Source organism: Sinomicrobium oceani, assembly GCF_900119185.1.
GTDB classification, from domain to species: domain Bacteria; phylum Bacteroidota; class Bacteroidia; order Flavobacteriales; family Flavobacteriaceae; genus Sinomicrobium; species Sinomicrobium oceani.
This window is the reverse complement of record NZ_FPJE01000027.1, coordinates 15692-33242: the sequence shown is the minus strand read 5'-3', so window position 1 is coordinate 33242 and position 17551 is coordinate 15692. Positions and strand designations below refer to the sequence as shown.

Annotated in this window: 14 protein-coding genes; 7 read left to right on the top strand and 7 right to left on the bottom strand. The window is 45.0% G+C overall.

From position 1 onward, the window contains the following. Positions 1–39 precede the first annotated feature (39 nt). Both BT112_RS18230 and BT112_RS18225 read right to left on the bottom strand, forming a co-directional pair. Positions 40–774, bottom strand: a complete 735-nt coding sequence (locus BT112_RS18230) for an SDR family NAD(P)-dependent oxidoreductase (RefSeq protein ID WP_072318901.1) — start codon at positions 772–774, stop codon at positions 40–42. A gap of 241 nt (positions 775–1015) precedes the next feature. After that, positions 1016–2047: a LacI family DNA-binding transcriptional regulator gene (locus BT112_RS18225; RefSeq protein ID WP_072318900.1), complete on the bottom strand. Its 1032-nt coding sequence runs from the start codon at positions 2045–2047 to the stop codon at positions 1016–1018. A 402-nt stretch (positions 2048–2449) separates the two neighbouring features. On the opposite strand from BT112_RS18225, the gene BT112_RS18220 reads away from it, so the two are divergent. The 3 genes from BT112_RS18220 (at position 2450) to BT112_RS18210 (ending at position 7021) form a co-directional block, all read left to right on the top strand. After that, positions 2450–3934, top strand: coding sequence for a xylulokinase (locus BT112_RS18220; RefSeq protein ID WP_072318899.1), 1485 nt, complete (start codon positions 2450–2452; stop codon positions 3932–3934). A 71-nt stretch (positions 3935–4005) separates the two neighbouring features. Continuing rightward, positions 4006–5331: a xylose isomerase gene (xylA, locus tag BT112_RS18215; RefSeq protein WP_072318898.1), complete on the top strand. Its 1326-nt coding sequence runs from the start codon at positions 4006–4008 to the stop codon at positions 5329–5331. A gap of 67 nt (positions 5332–5398) precedes the next feature. Next, on the top strand, positions 5399–7021 hold the full coding sequence (locus BT112_RS18210) for a sodium:solute symporter (protein ID WP_072318897.1): 1623 nt from the start codon (positions 5399–5401) through the stop codon (positions 7019–7021). An 86-nt stretch (positions 7022–7107) separates the two neighbouring features. Here BT112_RS18210 and BT112_RS18205 read toward each other — a convergent pair whose 3' ends face one another. Continuing rightward, positions 7108–7860, bottom strand: coding sequence for a peptidylprolyl isomerase (locus tag BT112_RS18205; RefSeq protein WP_072318896.1), 753 nt, complete (start codon positions 7858–7860; stop codon positions 7108–7110). Between the two features lie 76 nt (positions 7861–7936). Here BT112_RS18205 and BT112_RS18200 point away from each other — a divergent pair, with 76 nt between their 5' ends. The 3 genes from BT112_RS18200 to BT112_RS18190 all read left to right on the top strand — a co-directional run bounded on the left by BT112_RS18200 (position 7937) and on the right by BT112_RS18190 (position 12256). After that, positions 7937–8500 (top strand): NUDIX hydrolase, encoded by a 564-nt coding sequence (locus BT112_RS18200; RefSeq protein WP_317039612.1) that lies wholly within the window; start codon positions 7937–7939, stop codon positions 8498–8500. Between the two features lie 89 nt (positions 8501–8589). After that, positions 8590–9405 (top strand): lysophospholipid acyltransferase family protein, encoded by an 816-nt coding sequence (locus BT112_RS18195; protein WP_072318894.1) that lies wholly within the window; start codon positions 8590–8592, stop codon positions 9403–9405. Between the two features lie 82 nt (positions 9406–9487). Continuing rightward, the gene (locus tag BT112_RS18190) at positions 9488–12256 is read left to right on the top strand and encodes an alpha/beta hydrolase family protein (protein WP_072318893.1); all 2769 of its coding nucleotides are present in this window, start codon (positions 9488–9490) and stop codon (positions 12254–12256) included. Between the two features lie 80 nt (positions 12257–12336). On the opposite strand, the gene BT112_RS18185 is transcribed toward BT112_RS18190, so the two are convergent. The 3 genes from BT112_RS18185 to BT112_RS18175 form a co-directional block, all read right to left on the bottom strand. Next, positions 12337–12948: a hypothetical protein gene (locus BT112_RS18185; protein ID WP_072318892.1), complete on the bottom strand. Its 612-nt coding sequence runs from the start codon at positions 12946–12948 to the stop codon at positions 12337–12339. Between the two features lie 2 nt (positions 12949–12950). Beyond that, positions 12951–13445 (bottom strand): RNA polymerase sigma factor, encoded by a 495-nt coding sequence (locus BT112_RS18180; RefSeq protein WP_072318891.1) that lies wholly within the window; start codon positions 13443–13445, stop codon positions 12951–12953. Positions 13446–13658: 213 nt separating this feature from the next. Further along, the gene (locus tag BT112_RS18175) at positions 13659–15086 is read right to left on the bottom strand and encodes an amidohydrolase (RefSeq protein ID WP_072318890.1); all 1428 of its coding nucleotides are present in this window, start codon (positions 15084–15086) and stop codon (positions 13659–13661) included. A 173-nt stretch (positions 15087–15259) separates the two neighbouring features. Between BT112_RS18175 and BT112_RS18170 the strand changes: the two genes are divergently transcribed. Continuing rightward, positions 15260–16558, top strand: a complete 1299-nt coding sequence (locus BT112_RS18170) for an NAD(P)/FAD-dependent oxidoreductase (RefSeq protein WP_072318889.1) — start codon at positions 15260–15262, stop codon at positions 16556–16558. A 17-nt stretch (positions 16559–16575) separates the two neighbouring features. On the opposite strand, the gene xerD is transcribed toward BT112_RS18170, so the two are convergent. Continuing rightward, entirely contained in the window at positions 16576–17484 is a 909-nt protein-coding gene (gene xerD, locus BT112_RS18165) for a site-specific tyrosine recombinase XerD (RefSeq protein WP_072318888.1), read from the bottom strand. Between the last annotated feature and the right edge of the window lie 67 nt (positions 17485–17551).

The following is a 17551-nucleotide window of genomic DNA, read 5'->3' as shown; positions in this document are numbered from 1 at the left end:
GATCCTTTTGAAAAGTTTCCGGTTAGTTATCGTTTTTGTTTAAAAACCTATGCTGTTTCCTCCGTCTACCGGAAGTATGGTGCCCGTTGTAAACTTGGATTCGGAAGTGGCGTAATAAAATACCGCATCACCGATATCCGAAGGGTCACCCAGTTTTCCCATCGGTGTTCTGGAGAGTACTTTGTTTTTACGTTCCGGATCATTGTCGAGTGCTTTTGAAGACATTTTGGTTTTGATAAAGCCCGGAGCTACGCAGTTAACGCGGATGCCATACTGGGCGAGTTCTACCGCCATAGCCCTTGTCATCCCCTCGATAGCCGATTTACTGGCAGAATATGCAATTACTTTCGGAATGCCGTATTGGGAAGTCATGGAACTGATATTGACGATACTTCCGTCTCCGTTTTCCTTCATTATTTTTACCACTTCACGGCTTACGGAAAATACGCTGAATACGTTAGTGTGGATAATAGACTCAAAATCCGCATCGGTAACATCGATAAATTCCTTTTTCATATTGATCCCCGCATTGTTGACGAGGATATCTATAGGGCCGTTTTTAGCGATATCCTTGATCATGCCCGGAATGCCCTCCAGGTTGTTGAGGTCAAAGATAACGGGAAACGCCAGTTCCCCGATCTCTTTACAGGCAACTTCGGTTTTTTCGGGGGTTCTGCCTATGATATATGTTTTGATACCGTTGTCACATAATTTTTTGGCCGTAGCATAGCCAAGGCCGGAGTTTCCCCCGGTTACAATTGCTGTTTTAGTCATAATGTATGTTTTTAGTTTTCAGCTGTTTCTCCTAACGGAAATAAGGTCGGAAAAACTCCCGTAAAGACCATATATAAGTCTGAAGGGGGTGTTCTGAATGTAAAATAAATGAAAAAAAGTACCTTTTCAAAATATTTGATGCAATCGGTTGCGTTTTTATACTTAACTATAGTGATAATAACAAATGCGGTGAAAATAGGGAGAGGTACAACACGAAGTTTGTCCCGGAATACGGATTATATTATTTGTTTTTCAGGGACGAATTACGGATGCAAAGCTCCGTCGGAAGGATGGAGGTTTCGAAAAGGACCTCTTCGTCTTTTTCAACGGCGTGTTGCAATATGCGCTTTGCAGAGAGTTGCCCCATTTTTATGGCGGGGTGTATGACGGTGGAGAGAGCGGGTTCTACGATAGAGGCTATGGGGTCGTCATTAAAGCCGATGACAGCGAGTTCATCCGGGATCTTTATACCTCTTTTCTTGGCATACATAATTGCACTTACGGCTGTGGTGTCATTGGCAGCAAAAATACCGTCGGGAGGTATCGGAAGATCGAGTAATTTTTTAGTAGCTTTTTCGCCTTCTTCAAAACTCAAGCTCTCAAAGGTAATGATGAAGTCCTTATCTGCCTTGAGGTTGTGATCTTTAAGAGCATCCATATACCCCTTTTTACGTTCGCTGTAAACATTGCGGTGTTGTGCTCCGGCAAAGTGGGCAATCCGCGTACATCCCTGCTCAATAAGATGTTCTGCAGCCCGGTAACCCGCGGTATAATTGTCTATGATAACTTTATGGGCATCGGCCATATCCGGAACCCTGTCTACAAAGACGATAGGAATTCCCTGGTTTATAAAAGGACGTAGATGATCGAGTTTTCGGGTTTCCATGGAGAGCGAAACAATAAGTCCGCTGATCCGGCTGTTGTATAAGGTCTGGGCATTGATGACCTCATTTTCGTACTTGTCATTGGATTGACTGATAATAACATTATACCCCGATTTTCGGGCGGTTTCTTCGACACCACTAATCAGGGAAGAGACAAAAGGACGATTGATGCGGGATATCATGATACCTATGGTCTTGCTCCTGTTGTTTCTCAGGCTTGCCGCAAGCGAATTGGGGCGGTACCCCATTTCCTTCGCTACCTTCTTGATCAGTAGTGTGGTGTTTTTACTGATGCTTGGATGATCATTGAGTGCCCGGGAGATCGTGGACGGAGCGTATTTTAATTTTTCCGCTATATCGTAGATGGTGATTTCCTTGTTTGCTTTCATGTCTGCTGTTTAGTCTGTTTTGCGGCATCATTTTGGCGGTTTTGCCCGAAGCTTGCCCGGATCACCTCAAAAGCATAGTATTGAAGTCATCAAATATACACAATTGCCTGTAACCGGCATCGGGCTTGTCCTTTTGCAAGAACTTACCGGGAGACGGACTCCCTGTTCTCCGGGGAAGGGCGCTGAGGTAGCCATTAATATATGTTTAATTTTTTAGCGATAAAAATGTATATTTGGCTCCGGGTCCGTGATCAGTTCGATTTTATGGTAAAAAATTTGTCAGATCGAAAGATATGGTTAATTTTACCATATCTTATAGTGAAAATAACTATAAGGTGTTTTTTTGAAGTCCCGGATTACAGCAAACAAGTGTGCAATAAAATAGTAAAGACATCTTAATATATGTATTGGATAGGATATGACGTGGGAAGCTCTTCGGTAAAAGCTTCTCTTGTCGAAGCGGGGAGTGGAAAAGTGATCGGCATTACACAACAACCCGATAACGAAATGCCTATTACCTCCATAGAGCCCGGATGGGGAGAACAAAACCCTGAAATGTGGTGGGAGAACCTCATTAAGGCAACGGGAAAACTTATCCGGGAAACCGGGGTAGATCCGTATCAAGTAGCCGGAATGGGAGTATCCTACCAGATGCACGGTCTTGTCATTGTCGATAAAGAACTTAACGTGCTTCGGGATTCCATTATATGGTGCGACAGCCGGGCGGTAGCCGTAGGAAATGAGCTTTGTGCGAAGGCGGGAGAGACGAAGTGCCTGGAACGGCTCCTTAATGCTCCGGGGAATTTTACATTGTCCAAATTAAAATGGGTAAAAGATAATGAGCCGGGGATATTTGAAAAAATCCATAAGTTTCTGCTGCCCGGCGATTACATAGCCTTAAAGCTTACCGGGCGGTGTACTACAACCCCTTCGGGATTATCGGAAGGTATTACCTGGGACTTTAAGGACGACAAACCTGCGTTGTGGCTGCTCGAACAAGCCGGCATCGATACGGAGCTTCTTCCGGAGGTGGTGGCCACTTTTTCGGAGCAGGGCAAACTGACCGGGCAGGCTTCAAAAGTATTGGGGCTCAAGGCAGGTATTCCGCTGCTCTACAGGGCAGGAGACCAGCCAAACAATGCGCTGTCCCTGAATGTTTTTAATCCGGGAGAAATTGCGGCTACAGGAGGTACATCCGGAGTGGTGTATGCGGTTAGCGATGTTAGCAGAACCAGTGAAGGCACCCGGATCAATAATTTTGCTCACGTCAACCACAAACCGGAAAATCCGCGGATCGGAAAACTGTTGAATATCAATGGAGCGGGGATACTGTATCGCTGGATGAAAGATCAGATCTCGGGTGGTACACTAAGTTACAACGATATGAACCGGATGGCTGCAGTCGTTCCTGTCGGATCGGAAGGTCTGCGGATACTTCCTTTCGGCAACGGTTCGGAACGGATGCTTTACAATGCCAATATCGGGGCAGCCGTAAAGGATCTGAATTTCAATATCCATGGACAGGGACATCTTTTCAGAGCCGCACTCGAAGGTATAGCGTTTTCTTTTGTGTACGGTATCGGGATACTTGAAAACGACGGGGTACAATTGACCACCATAAAAGCGGGAGGAGATAACCTGTTCCGCTCGGAGTTGTTTTCAAGGACCATAGCTACATTGGTAGACCGTGAGATCCGGATAGTGGACACTACAGGTGCTGTCGGAGCCGCACGTGCAGCAGGTTACAGTTATGGCGATTTCGATACGTTCGGAGATGCGTTTTCCGGTGACGAATACATAGCGACCTATAGCCCGCTGAAGGAAGCCGGTGCATACCGGGGGGCTTACCTTGCCTGGAAAGAGGCGCTTGCCACTACCCAATATTAAAAAAAACAACATCATAAAGCATATATAAATACCTGACACCGAAGTATAACAATAAATTAATGTAAGCAAAAATGATAACATTAGGAGAGAAAGAGTATTTCAAAGGGATAGGGAAAATTGCGTTTGAAGGCGCTTCTTCCAAAAATCCTCTCGCATTTAAGTATTACGATGAGAACAAAGTCATAGGAGGCAAAACCATGAAAGAACATTTCCGGTTTGCTGTGGCCTACTGGCATACATTTACCGGTACGGGAGGAGATCCGTTCGGAGTACCTACCAAAAAATTTCCATGGCTCGAAGCAAGCGATGCAAAACAGCAGGCTAAAGACAAGATGGATGCCGCTTTCGAATTCATTACCAAACTGGGGGTTCCTTACTACTGTTTTCACGATTTCGATCTGATCGATGAAGGAAAGAACCTGGCCGAATCCGAGAAGAGGTTACAGTTTATATCGGACTATGCTCTGGAGAAACAAAAGTCATCCGGTGTAAAACTGTTGTGGGGTACAGCAAATTGTTTCAGTCATCCCCGTTATATGAACGGAGCCATTACCAATCCCGATTTTGACGTATTGGCACAAGCCGGGGCACAGGTGAAAAACGCACTGGACATTACCATTAAACTCGGAGGAGAGAATTATGTGTTCTGGGGTGGTAGAGAAGGCTATATGTCTCTTCTGAATACCGATATGAAGCGCGAACAGGAACACTTTGCCACCTTCCTGCACATGGCCAGGGACTATGCCCGTAAACAGGGATTCAAAGGTAAATTTTTTATAGAGCCCAAGCCTATGGAGCCCACCAAACATCAATATGATTTTGATTCGGCTACGGTGCTCGGCTTTCTTACCAAATACGACCTTTTGGACGATTTTAAGCTGAACATCGAAGTAAACCATGCCACGCTCGCTCAACACACTTTTGAACACGAACTCCAGGTGGCGGCAGACAATAACCTGTTGGGAAGTATAGATGCCAACCGGGGTGATTATCAGAACGGATGGGATACGGATCAGTTTCCTGTAGATGTTTACGAACTTACCCAGGCCATGCTTGTTATCCTTCAGGCAGGAGGATTCCAGGGCGGAGGTGTCAATTTCGATGCTAAAACCCGCAGAAATTCTACGGATCTCGAAGATATTTTCTACGCACATATCGGGGGAATGGATGCTTTTGCACGTGCCCTGATCGCTGCACAGCGTATCCTCGACGATTCCGAATACCTCGCCTTACGTAAAGAACGTTACAGTTCTTTTGACTCTGGAGACGGAAAAGTGTTTGCCGATGGTATGACTTCCCTGGAAGAACTTTACCGTTATGCAGAAGGACATCAGGAGATCAAACAGCGAAGCGGGAAACAGGAACACTTCGAAAACCTGATTAATCAATATATTTAAGTTACTGTTTCCGATGCGGGAGATCCTGGCCTCCCGTATTCGGAATAGCTGACCAAAAACCGGAATTATGGAACAACTGGACTGGATTGTCATAGCAATGTACTTTGTACTTCTCCTCGGTATTGCTGCCTGGGTGATGAGCAAAAAACAAAAAGATACACAAGATTACTTTCTCGCGGGACGGAATGTAGGATGGTTTGTGGTAGGAGCCTCTATTTTTGCGTCGAATATCGGATCGGAACACCTCGTAGGGCTTGCCGGAGCGGGTGCGGATAGCGGAATGCCCATGGCACATTACGAACTCCATGCATGGATCGTACTGTTACTCGGATGGGTGTTTCTTCCTTTCTACGCACGCAGCGGGGTATTCACCATGCCCGAATTTCTGGAAAGGAGATACAGCCCCAAAGCAAGATGGTTTTTATCCATATTATCCCTCGTAGGATATATTCTGACCAAGGTATCCGTATCGATTTATGCCGGAGGGATCGTCTTTCAGTCTCTTCTGGGAATAGATTTCTGGACCGGAGCGATTCTTACGCTTGTGATTACCGGCGTTTATACGGTAGTCGGCGGAATGAGCGCGGTGGTATATACAGAAACCCTTCAGACGTTTATACTCATCGGGGGGGCACTCGCGGTAACATTTATCGGGCTGAACCATGAAGCTATAGGAGGATGGTCCGGGCTCAAAGAAATTGTGGGGAGTGAACATTTTAATATGTGGCGCCCCGCCGATGATCCGAGATATCCGTGGACGGGGATGGTGTTTGGTGGAGCAATTGTGGGAATATGGTACTGGTGTACCGACCAGTATATCGTACAACGTGTCCTGACCGCCAAAAATGTTAAAGAAGGCCGGAGAGGAGCTATCTGGGGCGGATTCCTGAAAATACTGCCCGTATTCCTTTTCCTCGTACCGGGAATGGTGGCTTTTGCACTCAGTAAGCAAGGAGTGCTTCAGTACGACGATGCCAATGAGGTATTGCCGACTATGGTGAAAACCCTGCTTCCTGCCGGGATTCGGGGATTGGTGGCTGCCGGATTGCTCGCAGCACTTATGAGTTCGTTGGCTTCGGTATTTAACTCCTGTTCTACCCTGTTTACCATAGATATATACAAAAAACTAAGGCCTCATGACAGCGAGCGTAAGTTGCTTCGTATCGGTAAAATAGCTACAGGGGTAATTGTGATTTTAGGTTTTGCCTGGATACCGGTTATGAAAAATGCCCCGGGTACACTCTATGATTACCTGCAATCGGTACAGTCCTATATTGCACCTCCCATTACGGCGGTTTTCCTGCTTGGGATCCTGTCTAAACGTATCAATGCCACCGGAGCGATGGTGACATTATACACAGGCTTTGGTATAGGGCTCTTCCGGCTTGTGCTGGATACGATCGTAACGTTTAGTCCGGGTCATGAGTTTACGGGTATATTAGGCGATATCATCGCCATACCGTTCTCTCACTTTGCTATTGTTATTTTTGTTATTTCACTCTGTATCCTCGTAGGGGTGAGTTTGTCTACACCCAAACCTTTGCCCGAACAGGTAGAAGGATTGGCCATGGGGACATTGACGCCCGAGCAAAAAGCCGAAGTGAAGAACAGTTACAGTTGGGTGGATATCGCAACTTCCGTACTTATTATAGTTATTATAACTTCCATTATGTTGTACTTTACCGGTTGATCCGGTCGAAGGCTCCCGTGATCGTTATAAAAAAAAGCGCGTGATTTTCATTTCGGAAATCACGCGTCTTTTCTATATGGGTTTAATTACTCTATAATTTCTACCTTCATCCGTACCCCTTCATAAGGCCACTCTCTGTCGTCTGTAGGGAGTTCACTGATTTTGTCGACAACATCCATCCCCTGAACGACACGCCCGAAAGCAGTATAATTTCCGTCAAGGTGATAAGCTCCCGGATCCTGGACCACGATAAAAAACTCGAAAGGCGAAGCCAGTTTATGCGGATTGTCCACATCATCGCTACTCGGCATGGATATTACCCCACGGTGGTGTTTGAATCCCTTTCTCGTGTCGGGAGGAAGAAGGTACCTGCCTATTTTTGTCCGCTTTTCCGCTGTGATACGGCTGTCGGAGTTTCCACCCTGAATAATGAAGTTCTTTACGACCCGGTGAAAATAAGTGCCGTCAAAATATTTTTTTTTGGTCAGGTATATGAAATTGGAACGGTGATAAGGTGTTTCCCTGTAAAGTTCAATAATGATATCCCCGTATTTTGTAGCAATCTTAACCTTGTGTTCCTTGTGCTCTTTGTTGTATTCGAAAAAGAAAGGAATGGCATTGTCATCGTTGAGAACAATGGTGTCCTCGACCTTTATGTTTTTCGGAATACTGTCTTGGGCAACACTATCCTTTTGCTCATCGTGAGCTGATTTTGTTCCCCGAAGTGTTTCTTTCGCCGATGGAGTGCTCCCGGAGGAGCTTTTTTTAGCGTTTTCTTGGCAACCGGTTAAAAATATAAGTAGTATTATTGTAAAAAGACTCAGTGTATTGCGTAACATGAATTTTGACGAATTTTTAGAGTTAGTTCCAAAAATAAAAAATCTGCCTTTACCGGGGCAGGAATCACAGTACAAAATGGCTTCTATCCGGGCAAAAGAGTTACGCGAGGTAGATCTTTCCCTAAAGAATCCCAGGAAAGCCGGAGTTATGGCCTTGTTCTATCCGGATAACGCTCGCCGGACCAGTATTATTCTTTTGCTCCGCAGAAAATATGAGGGTATTCACTCCAATCAGGTCGGTTTTCCCGGTGGAAAAATGGAAAAGGAAGATGCGGATATTCGTATTACAGCATTGCGGGAAACTCAGGAAGAGGTAGGGGTTTCCCCGGAAAAAATCAATGTGGTACGGGCTCTTACCACGCTTTATGTGCCCCCGAGCAACTTTCTGGTACATCCTTTTTTTGGAATATCGGAAGAGACGCCCCTGTTTATTCCACAGGAAAAAGAAGTGGCCAAACTCATTGAGGTTCCCCTGGAGAATATCCTCGATGACAAGCTGGTTGCCCGCAAAACTATTGTCACTTCTTATGCCACCAATGTGGACGTACCTTATTTTGATTTTCACGGATATACGGTCTGGGGTGCCACCGCAGCTATGCTCAGTGAAGTAAAAGACCTGCTGGCGATGGCTATGGACTGACGAATCAGCAGGAATAATAATTTAAATATATATTTTTGTAAGGCCTGGTCTACACCGGCATCACAGCCTTAAAATTTAATAGTATATACATGGGATTATTCAAGAAGAATCCTTTCGGACACATCTTGTTCCTGAAAAAATGGTTGATCAGGATATTCGGAGTACTCACACACAGACGCTACCGCGGCTTCAACGAACTGCAGATCGAAGGGTCCGAGATCATCAAGGAATTACCAGAAACGGGAGTGTTATTCGTATCCAATCATCAAACTTATTTTGCAGATGTAGTCGCTATGTTCCACGTTTTTAATGCCAGTCTGACCCATAGGGTCGACTCCATAAAAAATGTCGGTTATATATGGCAGCCAAAACTCAATATTTATTATGTCGCAGCCAGAGAAACCATGCGTGCCGGTCTTTTGGCCAGGATTATGTCTTACGCCGGGGCCATTACCGTAGAGCGCACGTGGCGGGAGAAAGGGAAAGAAATACAGCGCGGCGTGAATCCTAAGGATACGGAAAATATAGGAATCGCATTGGAGGACGGTTGGGTGATTACCTTCCCGCAGGGAACGACAAAACCTTGGAAACCCATACGTAAAGGGACGGCCCATATTATCAAACAGTATAGGCCTTTGGTTATCCCGGTAGTCATAGATGGTTTCAGAAGATCTTTTGATAAAAAAGGGTTATGGGTCAAAAAGAAAGGTATCCTGCAATCTATGGTAATTAAAAAGCCATTGGACATCGATTATGAAAATGACAGTGTGGAGCAAATTGTAGAGCAACTGGAATACGCCATAGAGCAACATCCTTCTTTCCTTAAAGTAATTCCTGAAGAAGCTTTGCAGATTGAAGAAGAGCTCAATCAGAAGCGTCGCTGGAGTTATAAGGAAGAGGATTGATAAAAAAGTAAAAACTGAAAAAGGAAAATAAGCCGGAGATCCGGCAGGCTAACGCAATTTTTAAAACTAAAACGAACTCAAAATGAACCGAAAATTACGCGTATCGGCATTTCTGTTGCTCACGGCAGGAACGCTATTCGCACAGAAGAAATCTATTACGGTAGACGATTTTGATAACTGGAGATACATTCAAAAACCCCAGTTGTCGGATGACGGAAATTATCTTGTGTACGAATATAATACTGGTGACGGGGACGGGGCCCTTGTGATCACCAACACCACTACTGGTGTATCCGACACTATCGCCAGGGGAGCTGATGCCACTATCAGCGGAAACAGTGCTTTTGTCGCTTTTGGTATAAAACCTCCGATAGCACTTCGCAGAAAGTCCGAAACAGCCAAATGGAAAAAGGACAAACAGCCGAAAGACTCTTTGGGGATCTATATCTTGAAAACGGGAGACCTCAAAAAATATCCGAATGTAAGCAGTTTTAGTCTACCCTCAGAAGGTGGTGACTGGCTGGCTTATAAAACCGTGATGGATGGAGAAGCAAAAAAAGTAAAAGATACGGCAAAAGCTTCGGAAAAGAAAAGTAAAAAAGATACGCTCGTCGTTGTACGGAACCCTCTCCGGGGAGATAGTATACTGTTTAATCATACCAAGTCCTTTAGCTGGGCAGTCAAAAAGAACCGGCTTTTATTGGGGGCAGAAGAAAAAGACAGCACGGTGACCACTTCGGCCGTACTTTATTTTGATGCCGATTCCGGAAAGACGGATACGCTTTTTAAAAGGGAGGGATCGGTAGCGAAAATATCGTTCGGACCTTCGGGTGAGAAAGTGGGATTTTTGTTTTCTGAAGACACGACCAAAATAAAGAAATATGCGCTCTATGCAGGCACTACGAAGGATGTAAAATCTATAACGGACGATGCTATAAAAAATCTTCCTCAGGATTGGGGAGCATCGGAAAACGGAAATGTATTTTTCTCCAAGGACGGGAAGCGAATGTTCTTCGGAACGGCTTTTCCGGAAAAAGACCATCCGAAAGATACGTTGCTCAATAACGAAAGAGTTTCCGTAGATATCTGGGCCTGGACCGATAAGCAGTTACAGCCGCAGCAAAAGGTAAATCTGGGTAAGGATAAAAAGAAAACCTATCTCGCCGTATATAATTTTGAAGCAGGTACTGCCATACAGTTGGCAGACAGTACCTTGCCCGAAGTAACGGTACTGGACCACGGAAGGGGTAAATATGTACTGGCTGAAGACGGGGATGCCTATCAGAGAGCTTCTTCGTGGACCGGGCTTTGGATAGGTGATATCTACACGGTTAACCTGGAAACGGGAGCAAGAAAGCTTCTCGTAAAAGAACAGAATAGGATGTGGGTGGGCCCTTCACAGCATTACGGGGTCTTTTATAATCGTAAGGACAGTGTGTATTATGCTGTAGATCTCAAAAATAATACCCAACGTGCCCTCACCGATAATCTGAAAGTTCCTTTCTATAATGAAAGACATGATACTCCGAGTGAACCCAGGCCATACGGCGTTGCGGGATGGGCCAAAGATGACAAAGCGGTTTTCGTCTACGACCGGTACGATATCTGGCGACTTGACCCTTCCGGAAAAAAGAAACCGTTGCGGATAACAGCTAACGGGCGGGAAACAAGTACCGTCTATCGGTACATACAACTGGACCGCGAAGAAGATTTTATTGAGACCGGTAAAAAAGTGTGGTTGTTCGCTTTTGAAGAAAAGACCAAAAAAGACGGATATGCCTTTGCAGACCTCAATCGTTCCGGAATCCCGGAAAAAATCGTTACGGGAGATTATACTTTCGGAAGTCCCCGTAAAGCAAAGCATGCGGACAAAGTTTTCTTTACACGAGAGAGTTTTACAGAGTATCCTGATATCTGGATTACTTCCATAAAGTGGAAAGGTCCGAAAAAGCTCACGGCGGCCAACCCACAGCAAAAGGATTTTAAATGGGGAAGTGTTTCGCTGGTAGAATGGGAGAATTATAACGATGTTCCGTTACAGGGGTTGTTGTATAAGCCCGAAAATATGGAGCCGGGAAAGAAATATCCGATGGTGGTATATTACTACGAATTAAACTCGGATACGTATCACAGACATTTTGTACCCGCGCCAAGCCGCTCTACGGTAAATAAGCCTTTCTACACCAGTAATGATTATCTTGTTTTTGTTCCGGATATCGTTTACAAAGAAGGCTATCCGGGACAAAGTGCGTATGACTGTATCGTAAGCGGAGTAGAAAAGCTTATATCGGATTACGACTATGTAGATGACTCCCGCATTGCATTGCAGGGACAAAGCTGGGGCGGATACCAGACGGCTTATCTCATTACGAGGACAGATATGTTTGCAGCGGCTATGGCAGGTGCACCTGTAAGTAATATGACCAGTGCCTACGGAGGGATCCGCTGGCAAACAGGAATGAGCCGTATGTTCCAGTACGAACATACGCAAAGCCGGATAGGGGGAACGCTTTGGGATAAACTGGATTTGTATCTCGAAAATTCGCCCTTGTTTTATGCCAATAAGGTAAATACACCATTGCTGATGATGCACAATGATAATGACGGTGCAGTACCTTGGTACCAGGGGATAGAATACTTCGTGGCCTTGCGCAGGCTCGATAAACCGGTGTGGATGCTCTCCTACAACGGAGAACCTCACAATCTTAAAGGAAGCAGCTGGGGTAACAGAAAGGACTTATCTACGCGAATGATGCAGTTCTTCGATCACTATCTGAAAGGAGCGAAAATGCCGGAGTGGATGGAAAAGGGTCGCCCTGCTATACAAAAGGAATACAATAAGGCCTACTAAATAACCTATCAATCTATACAAACCGGGGTTGCAGGAGATGAAATTTCCTGTAACCCCGGTTATTTTTGATGCCTGCTCTGCTAAACTTCCAGGCGTTTCAATTCTTTATAGTTTCTATTAAGACGACGCAGCAAAAATCCATAAAGCAGGAGGTAAATTCCGAGGCAGACTCCGATGATCATTGCAGTGAGCAACACTACAAAAAACAACAGGATGAGATGATCGCTCAGGTGAGCATTCTGTTTGTAAACCTCCCAGCCACCATGCCCTTTTACATAGGTGATAATGGCCGTGCTGATCGATGTTAATGCGATAATAGCCAGGTTGAACAGAATGTAATGTTTTACTGTTTTCCGGGCTCGCAAAATAGAATCCATAAGGCCTTTTACTGATGACGTTGCCGATATCTTTTTGTAGTTGAGGTAAAACCTGTACACGAAATAAATAATAACGGGATATGTGCTATACAGTAAAATATCGGTAAACAGATAGTTCATTTCTTTCATGTAGGAAGGCGTATAAAAGAGAAAAACCAGACCCAGTGATAATTCTATGGCGCTTATGATAAATATCCACTTTACACTTGAAGAGGACTTTTTCCAGATCATTTTATAAATATCCTGGTATGACAATTTCGGTAACGAAGCCTCTCTTTTCTTCCAATCCTTTTTTAACAGCTCTAACTCATCCATAACTACGGGTTCAAAATGGTTCGTAACTTCAATTTTATCCGGTTCATTTTTACCCTGGCATTGACTTCGCTAATTCCCAGGGTATCGGATATTTCCTTGTAATTCTTATCTTCCAGATACAGGAAGATCAAGGCTTTTTCTACATCGCTCAGTTGCTTTATGGCATCATACATTAATTTTAACTGTTGTTCTTCTTCATCGTTATATTCACTGGCCTTGAGATTGCTCAGAACATTCTCGTAGCCTTGAGTCCGTATGGTCGTTTTCGATTTTCTGTACAGGGTGATAGCCGTATTCAGGGCTACCCGGTACATCCACGTACTGAACTTGGCTTCTCCCCTGAATTTAGGATAGGCCTTCCAGAGTTGTATGGTAATTTCCTGGAACAGGTCATTGTGCTCGTCCGGAGAGGAGGTGTACAACCTGCATACTTTATGTACGATATTCTGATTCCTTTCCAGTTCGCTTACAAAACTATGTTCCAGTTCTTTGTCCACTAATGATAAGATATTTTGATATTAGTAGCAGGATTCCGGGGTTTGTTACAAAAATATACGGAATAATAGCACAGCAGGTTTTTCCGGTAGAGGATCAAAGGGTCTGTGGGGTGAAAATAACCAGAAATACAAGGTAAAAACGCCGGAGACTATCCTTGTATTTCAGGGAATGTTCGTATGCTTCTGTTGTTTTGCCGGATCGAAAAACTGCTATTATTTTCTATAATCCAGTGCAGGATCGCGCTCGCCAAGCATGGGGATGTATTTGAAATCAGGACCTCTTTTTTCCAGGAATTCTTTTTTGGCTTTTTTGAGGGTTTCCGGGGATGAAAACAGGTCTATGGCCGTTAGGGTCATGGTTTTAGCGGCAACCATCATACCTTTTTTCCCTATGCTCATACCCCCTGCAGCCACAGCCTGCCAGCTATGTGCAGGTGTTCCGGGCACCCAGGTTGCGGCTCCCATACCTACGGTAGGTACGGCAAAACTGACATCGCCTACATCCGTGGAACCTCCTGGAGTTCCGGTTTCCTGATAGGGCATAATGCTATGGGGCGCATCATAATCCACGTTTTCTATTCCCAGGGTTTTTCCTATTTTTTCCGCAAAAGCTTTTTCTTCCGGAGTATAGGTATAACCTCCTACCGATACCAGGTTGTCATACATGAGTTTTTGCAGGGTAAGATTGGGCAAGAGCTCGTGTGTGCCACCTATCATTTCATACTCCATCGTAGTACCCGTACCAAGGGCAGCACCTTCGGCAGCTTTGACCATGCGGTCGAAGATATCGATAACCACATCCCGTTTTGCATGTCGCGCATAATAATAGACCTCGGCGAAATCCGGTACTACGTTCGGAGCTTTTCCTCCGCTGGTAATGACATAGTGTATCCTGGAGTCGGAAGGCACGTGCTCGCGCATCATGTTTACCATATAATTCATGGCTTCGACGGCATCGAGGGCCGATCTTCCTTTTTCCGGTGCTGCAGCGGCATGTGCCGAAACCCCGTAAAAACGGAACTTTGCAGACTTATTAGCCAGAGCTGCCCCGGCATTTGCGGCATTTACCGAAGAAGGATGCCAGTGTATAACGGCGTCTACATCATCGAAAGCGCCTTCACGGACCATATAAACTTTTCCCGATCCGCCTTCTTCGGCAGGACACCCGTAAAAACGTATGGTACCCTTAACCTTATTTTCTTTCAGCCAGTTCCTGACCGCGATGGCTGTTGCTGCCGATGCCGTGCCGAAAAGGTGATGCCCGCAGGCATGTCCCGCTTTTTCTCCCCTTGATTTTTTCTCCGGAACAGCTTCCTGTGAAAGCCCGGGAAGGGCATCGTATTCTCCCAGTATTCCGATAACAGGCCCCCCGTTATTATATTCGGCAATAAATGCAGTAGGAATACCGGCAATCCCTGTCTTTATTGTGAAACCTTCGTCTTTAAGTGTTTTTTGTAGCAAGGCCGAACTTTTTTCCTCAAGGTAACCCATTTCAGCATATTCCCAGATCGATTGCGCAATATCGCCGTAAAAATGCTGCTTGCTGTCGATTTCCGAAAGGGCCTTGTTTGTGTGTTTTTGAGCGTAACCAAGAGAAATAGAAAAGAAAAGTGTTAATAGTGTGGTGTGGAACAACTTCATAGTCAAAAAATTTTGCAATAAATTTAATGTAAAATGAAGGAAAGGGAGTTGAAGTATAACGTATTTTTTAGATTATGTTCGTTTTATCAATATTTGGGGATAATAAATTAGGGCTTTACAACTATTAAAAGATAACTAACACTTACCTTTGCATCGTAAATTTCATTCTTCTTATGAATATTCCAAAGACCAGTATTCCGAGGGTAGTAATCATAGGCGGTGGTTTTGCCGGCCTGGAATTGGCAAAACGCTTAGGAAAACAGGATGTTCAGGTGGTGATGCTGGACAAACATAATTACCATACTTTTCAACCGCTGCTTTACCAGGTAACTACAGGAGGACTGGAGCCCGATTCTATCGCTTATCCCATCCGCAAGGTGTTGAAAAATTATCCGAATTCTTATTTTCGTCTGGCGAATGTGGAAAGTATCGAACCGGAAAATAAGAATATCAAGACTGATATAGGGGACATCACATACGATTATCTTGTGATTGCCACCGGATCGAGAACCAATTATTTCGGTAACGAGAATGTAAAGCAAAACGGGATGGCTATGAAAACCATTCCGCAATCCCTGAACCTCAGAAGTCTTATCCTGGAGAATTTCGAACAGGCGTTGCTTACCAATAACCTGGATAAACGAAATGCCCTGATGAACTTTGTTATTGTAGGAGCCGGCCCTACTGGGGTGGAACTGGCCGGGGCACTGGCAGAGATCAAAAAAGGTATATTGCCTAAAGATTATCCGGATCTGGACATTCGCCAGATGCAGATCAATCTTATCCAGGGAACCGACAGGGTCTTGGATGCCATGAGCCCTAAAGCGTCGAAGAAAGCCGAAGAGTTTCTCGAAAAGCTGGGTGTGAATATCTGGAAAAGCGCGTTTGTAACCAATTATGACGGGTACACAGTGACGACCAATACAGGACTGGCGTTTGAGACGGAAACCCTGATATGGACAGCAGGAGTAGAAGGGGCGACACTCAAAGGGGTAGATGCCAAAGAACTCCTGGCACGGGGCAACCGGGTTAAAGTCAATGAATTCAGCCAGGTCGAAGGGTTTAAAGATATCTTTGCCATCGGTGATGTGGCTTATATGCCTACGGAAAAATATCCGAACGGGCATCCCATGATGGCACAACCTGCAATACAGCAGGGGAAATTGCTGGGAAGTAATCTGGCAAAGTTCCTTCAGGGCAGGCCCATGAAGCCTTTCCGTTATTTTGATAAGGGATCCATGGCTACCGTGGGACGAAATAAAGCTGTGGTCGATCTTCCGCGCTGGAAGTTTCAAGGAGTTTTTGCCTGGTTTGTATGGATATTCGTACACCTTTTCGCCCTGATAGGGTTTAAGAATAAGATGGTCGTATTTGTCAACTGGCTGTACAATTATATACGTTTTGACCGGGAGGCCAGACTTATTATACGTCCCTATAAAAAGAAGGGTAGGGAAGCCGCTATACAGGAGTAGACTGTGGTATGGTAATACTATTCTTTTTCCGGACTTCTGGGATGGAATTTTTGCATGACTTCCGCCAGTTGCGAACGGTCGACATGCATATACACTTCGGTAGTGGTTATGCTCTCGTGTCCGAGCATTTGCTGTATGGCCCGCAGATCGGCACCGTTCTGTAGCAGATGTGTGGCAAAAGAATGCCGGAAGGTGTGCGGGCTGATGTTTTTCTTCAAATCCGTTTTTTCAGCAAGACGTTTTATTATCGTAAAGATCATAGCCCGGGTGAGTTGTTTACCCCGACGGTTGAGAAAGAGGATGTCTTCATGCCCTTTCTGTGCGGGAATGTGTACCCGGATTTCGCTTCTGTAAAGTTCGATGAGCCTTTGCGTTACAGGAGCTATGGGGACAAATCGTTGTTTATCGCCTTTACCTGTAACCTTGATAAAACCTTCTTCAAAAAAAAGGTCAGAAATACGGAGTGCCGTCAGTTCGGATACCCGGAGGCCACAACTATACAGGGTTTCGAGCATCGCTCTGTTGCGTTCTCCTTCGGGCGTACTGAGATCTATGGCTGCGATAAGAAGGTCTATATCTTCCTGTGAAAGCGTATCTGGCAATTTTCGCCCTATACGAGGTGATTCTATGAGTTCCATGGGGTTGTCCTTCCGGTAGTCTTCAAAGACAAGATAACTGAAGAAGCTGCGTAATCCGGAGAGTATACGTGCCTGCGAACGGGTATTGACCTCTTTGGCTATTTCATAAACGAACTGCTGAACCGTCTCGGCAGTGATCGTCACAGGAGATTGGTCGATATGATGAGTATCCAGAAATAGTATAAGTTTCCTGACATCAAGAGTGTAGTTTTCCAGCGAATTGGCAGATAGCCCCCGCTCTATTTTCAGGTAATGTCCGTAATCTTTTAATGCTTGTTTCCAGTTCACACGGTAAATATAGCGGTTTTTGCAATAAGCTCCTGTTGCTGTTTTGGCCCGGCTTTTCTATTTTTAG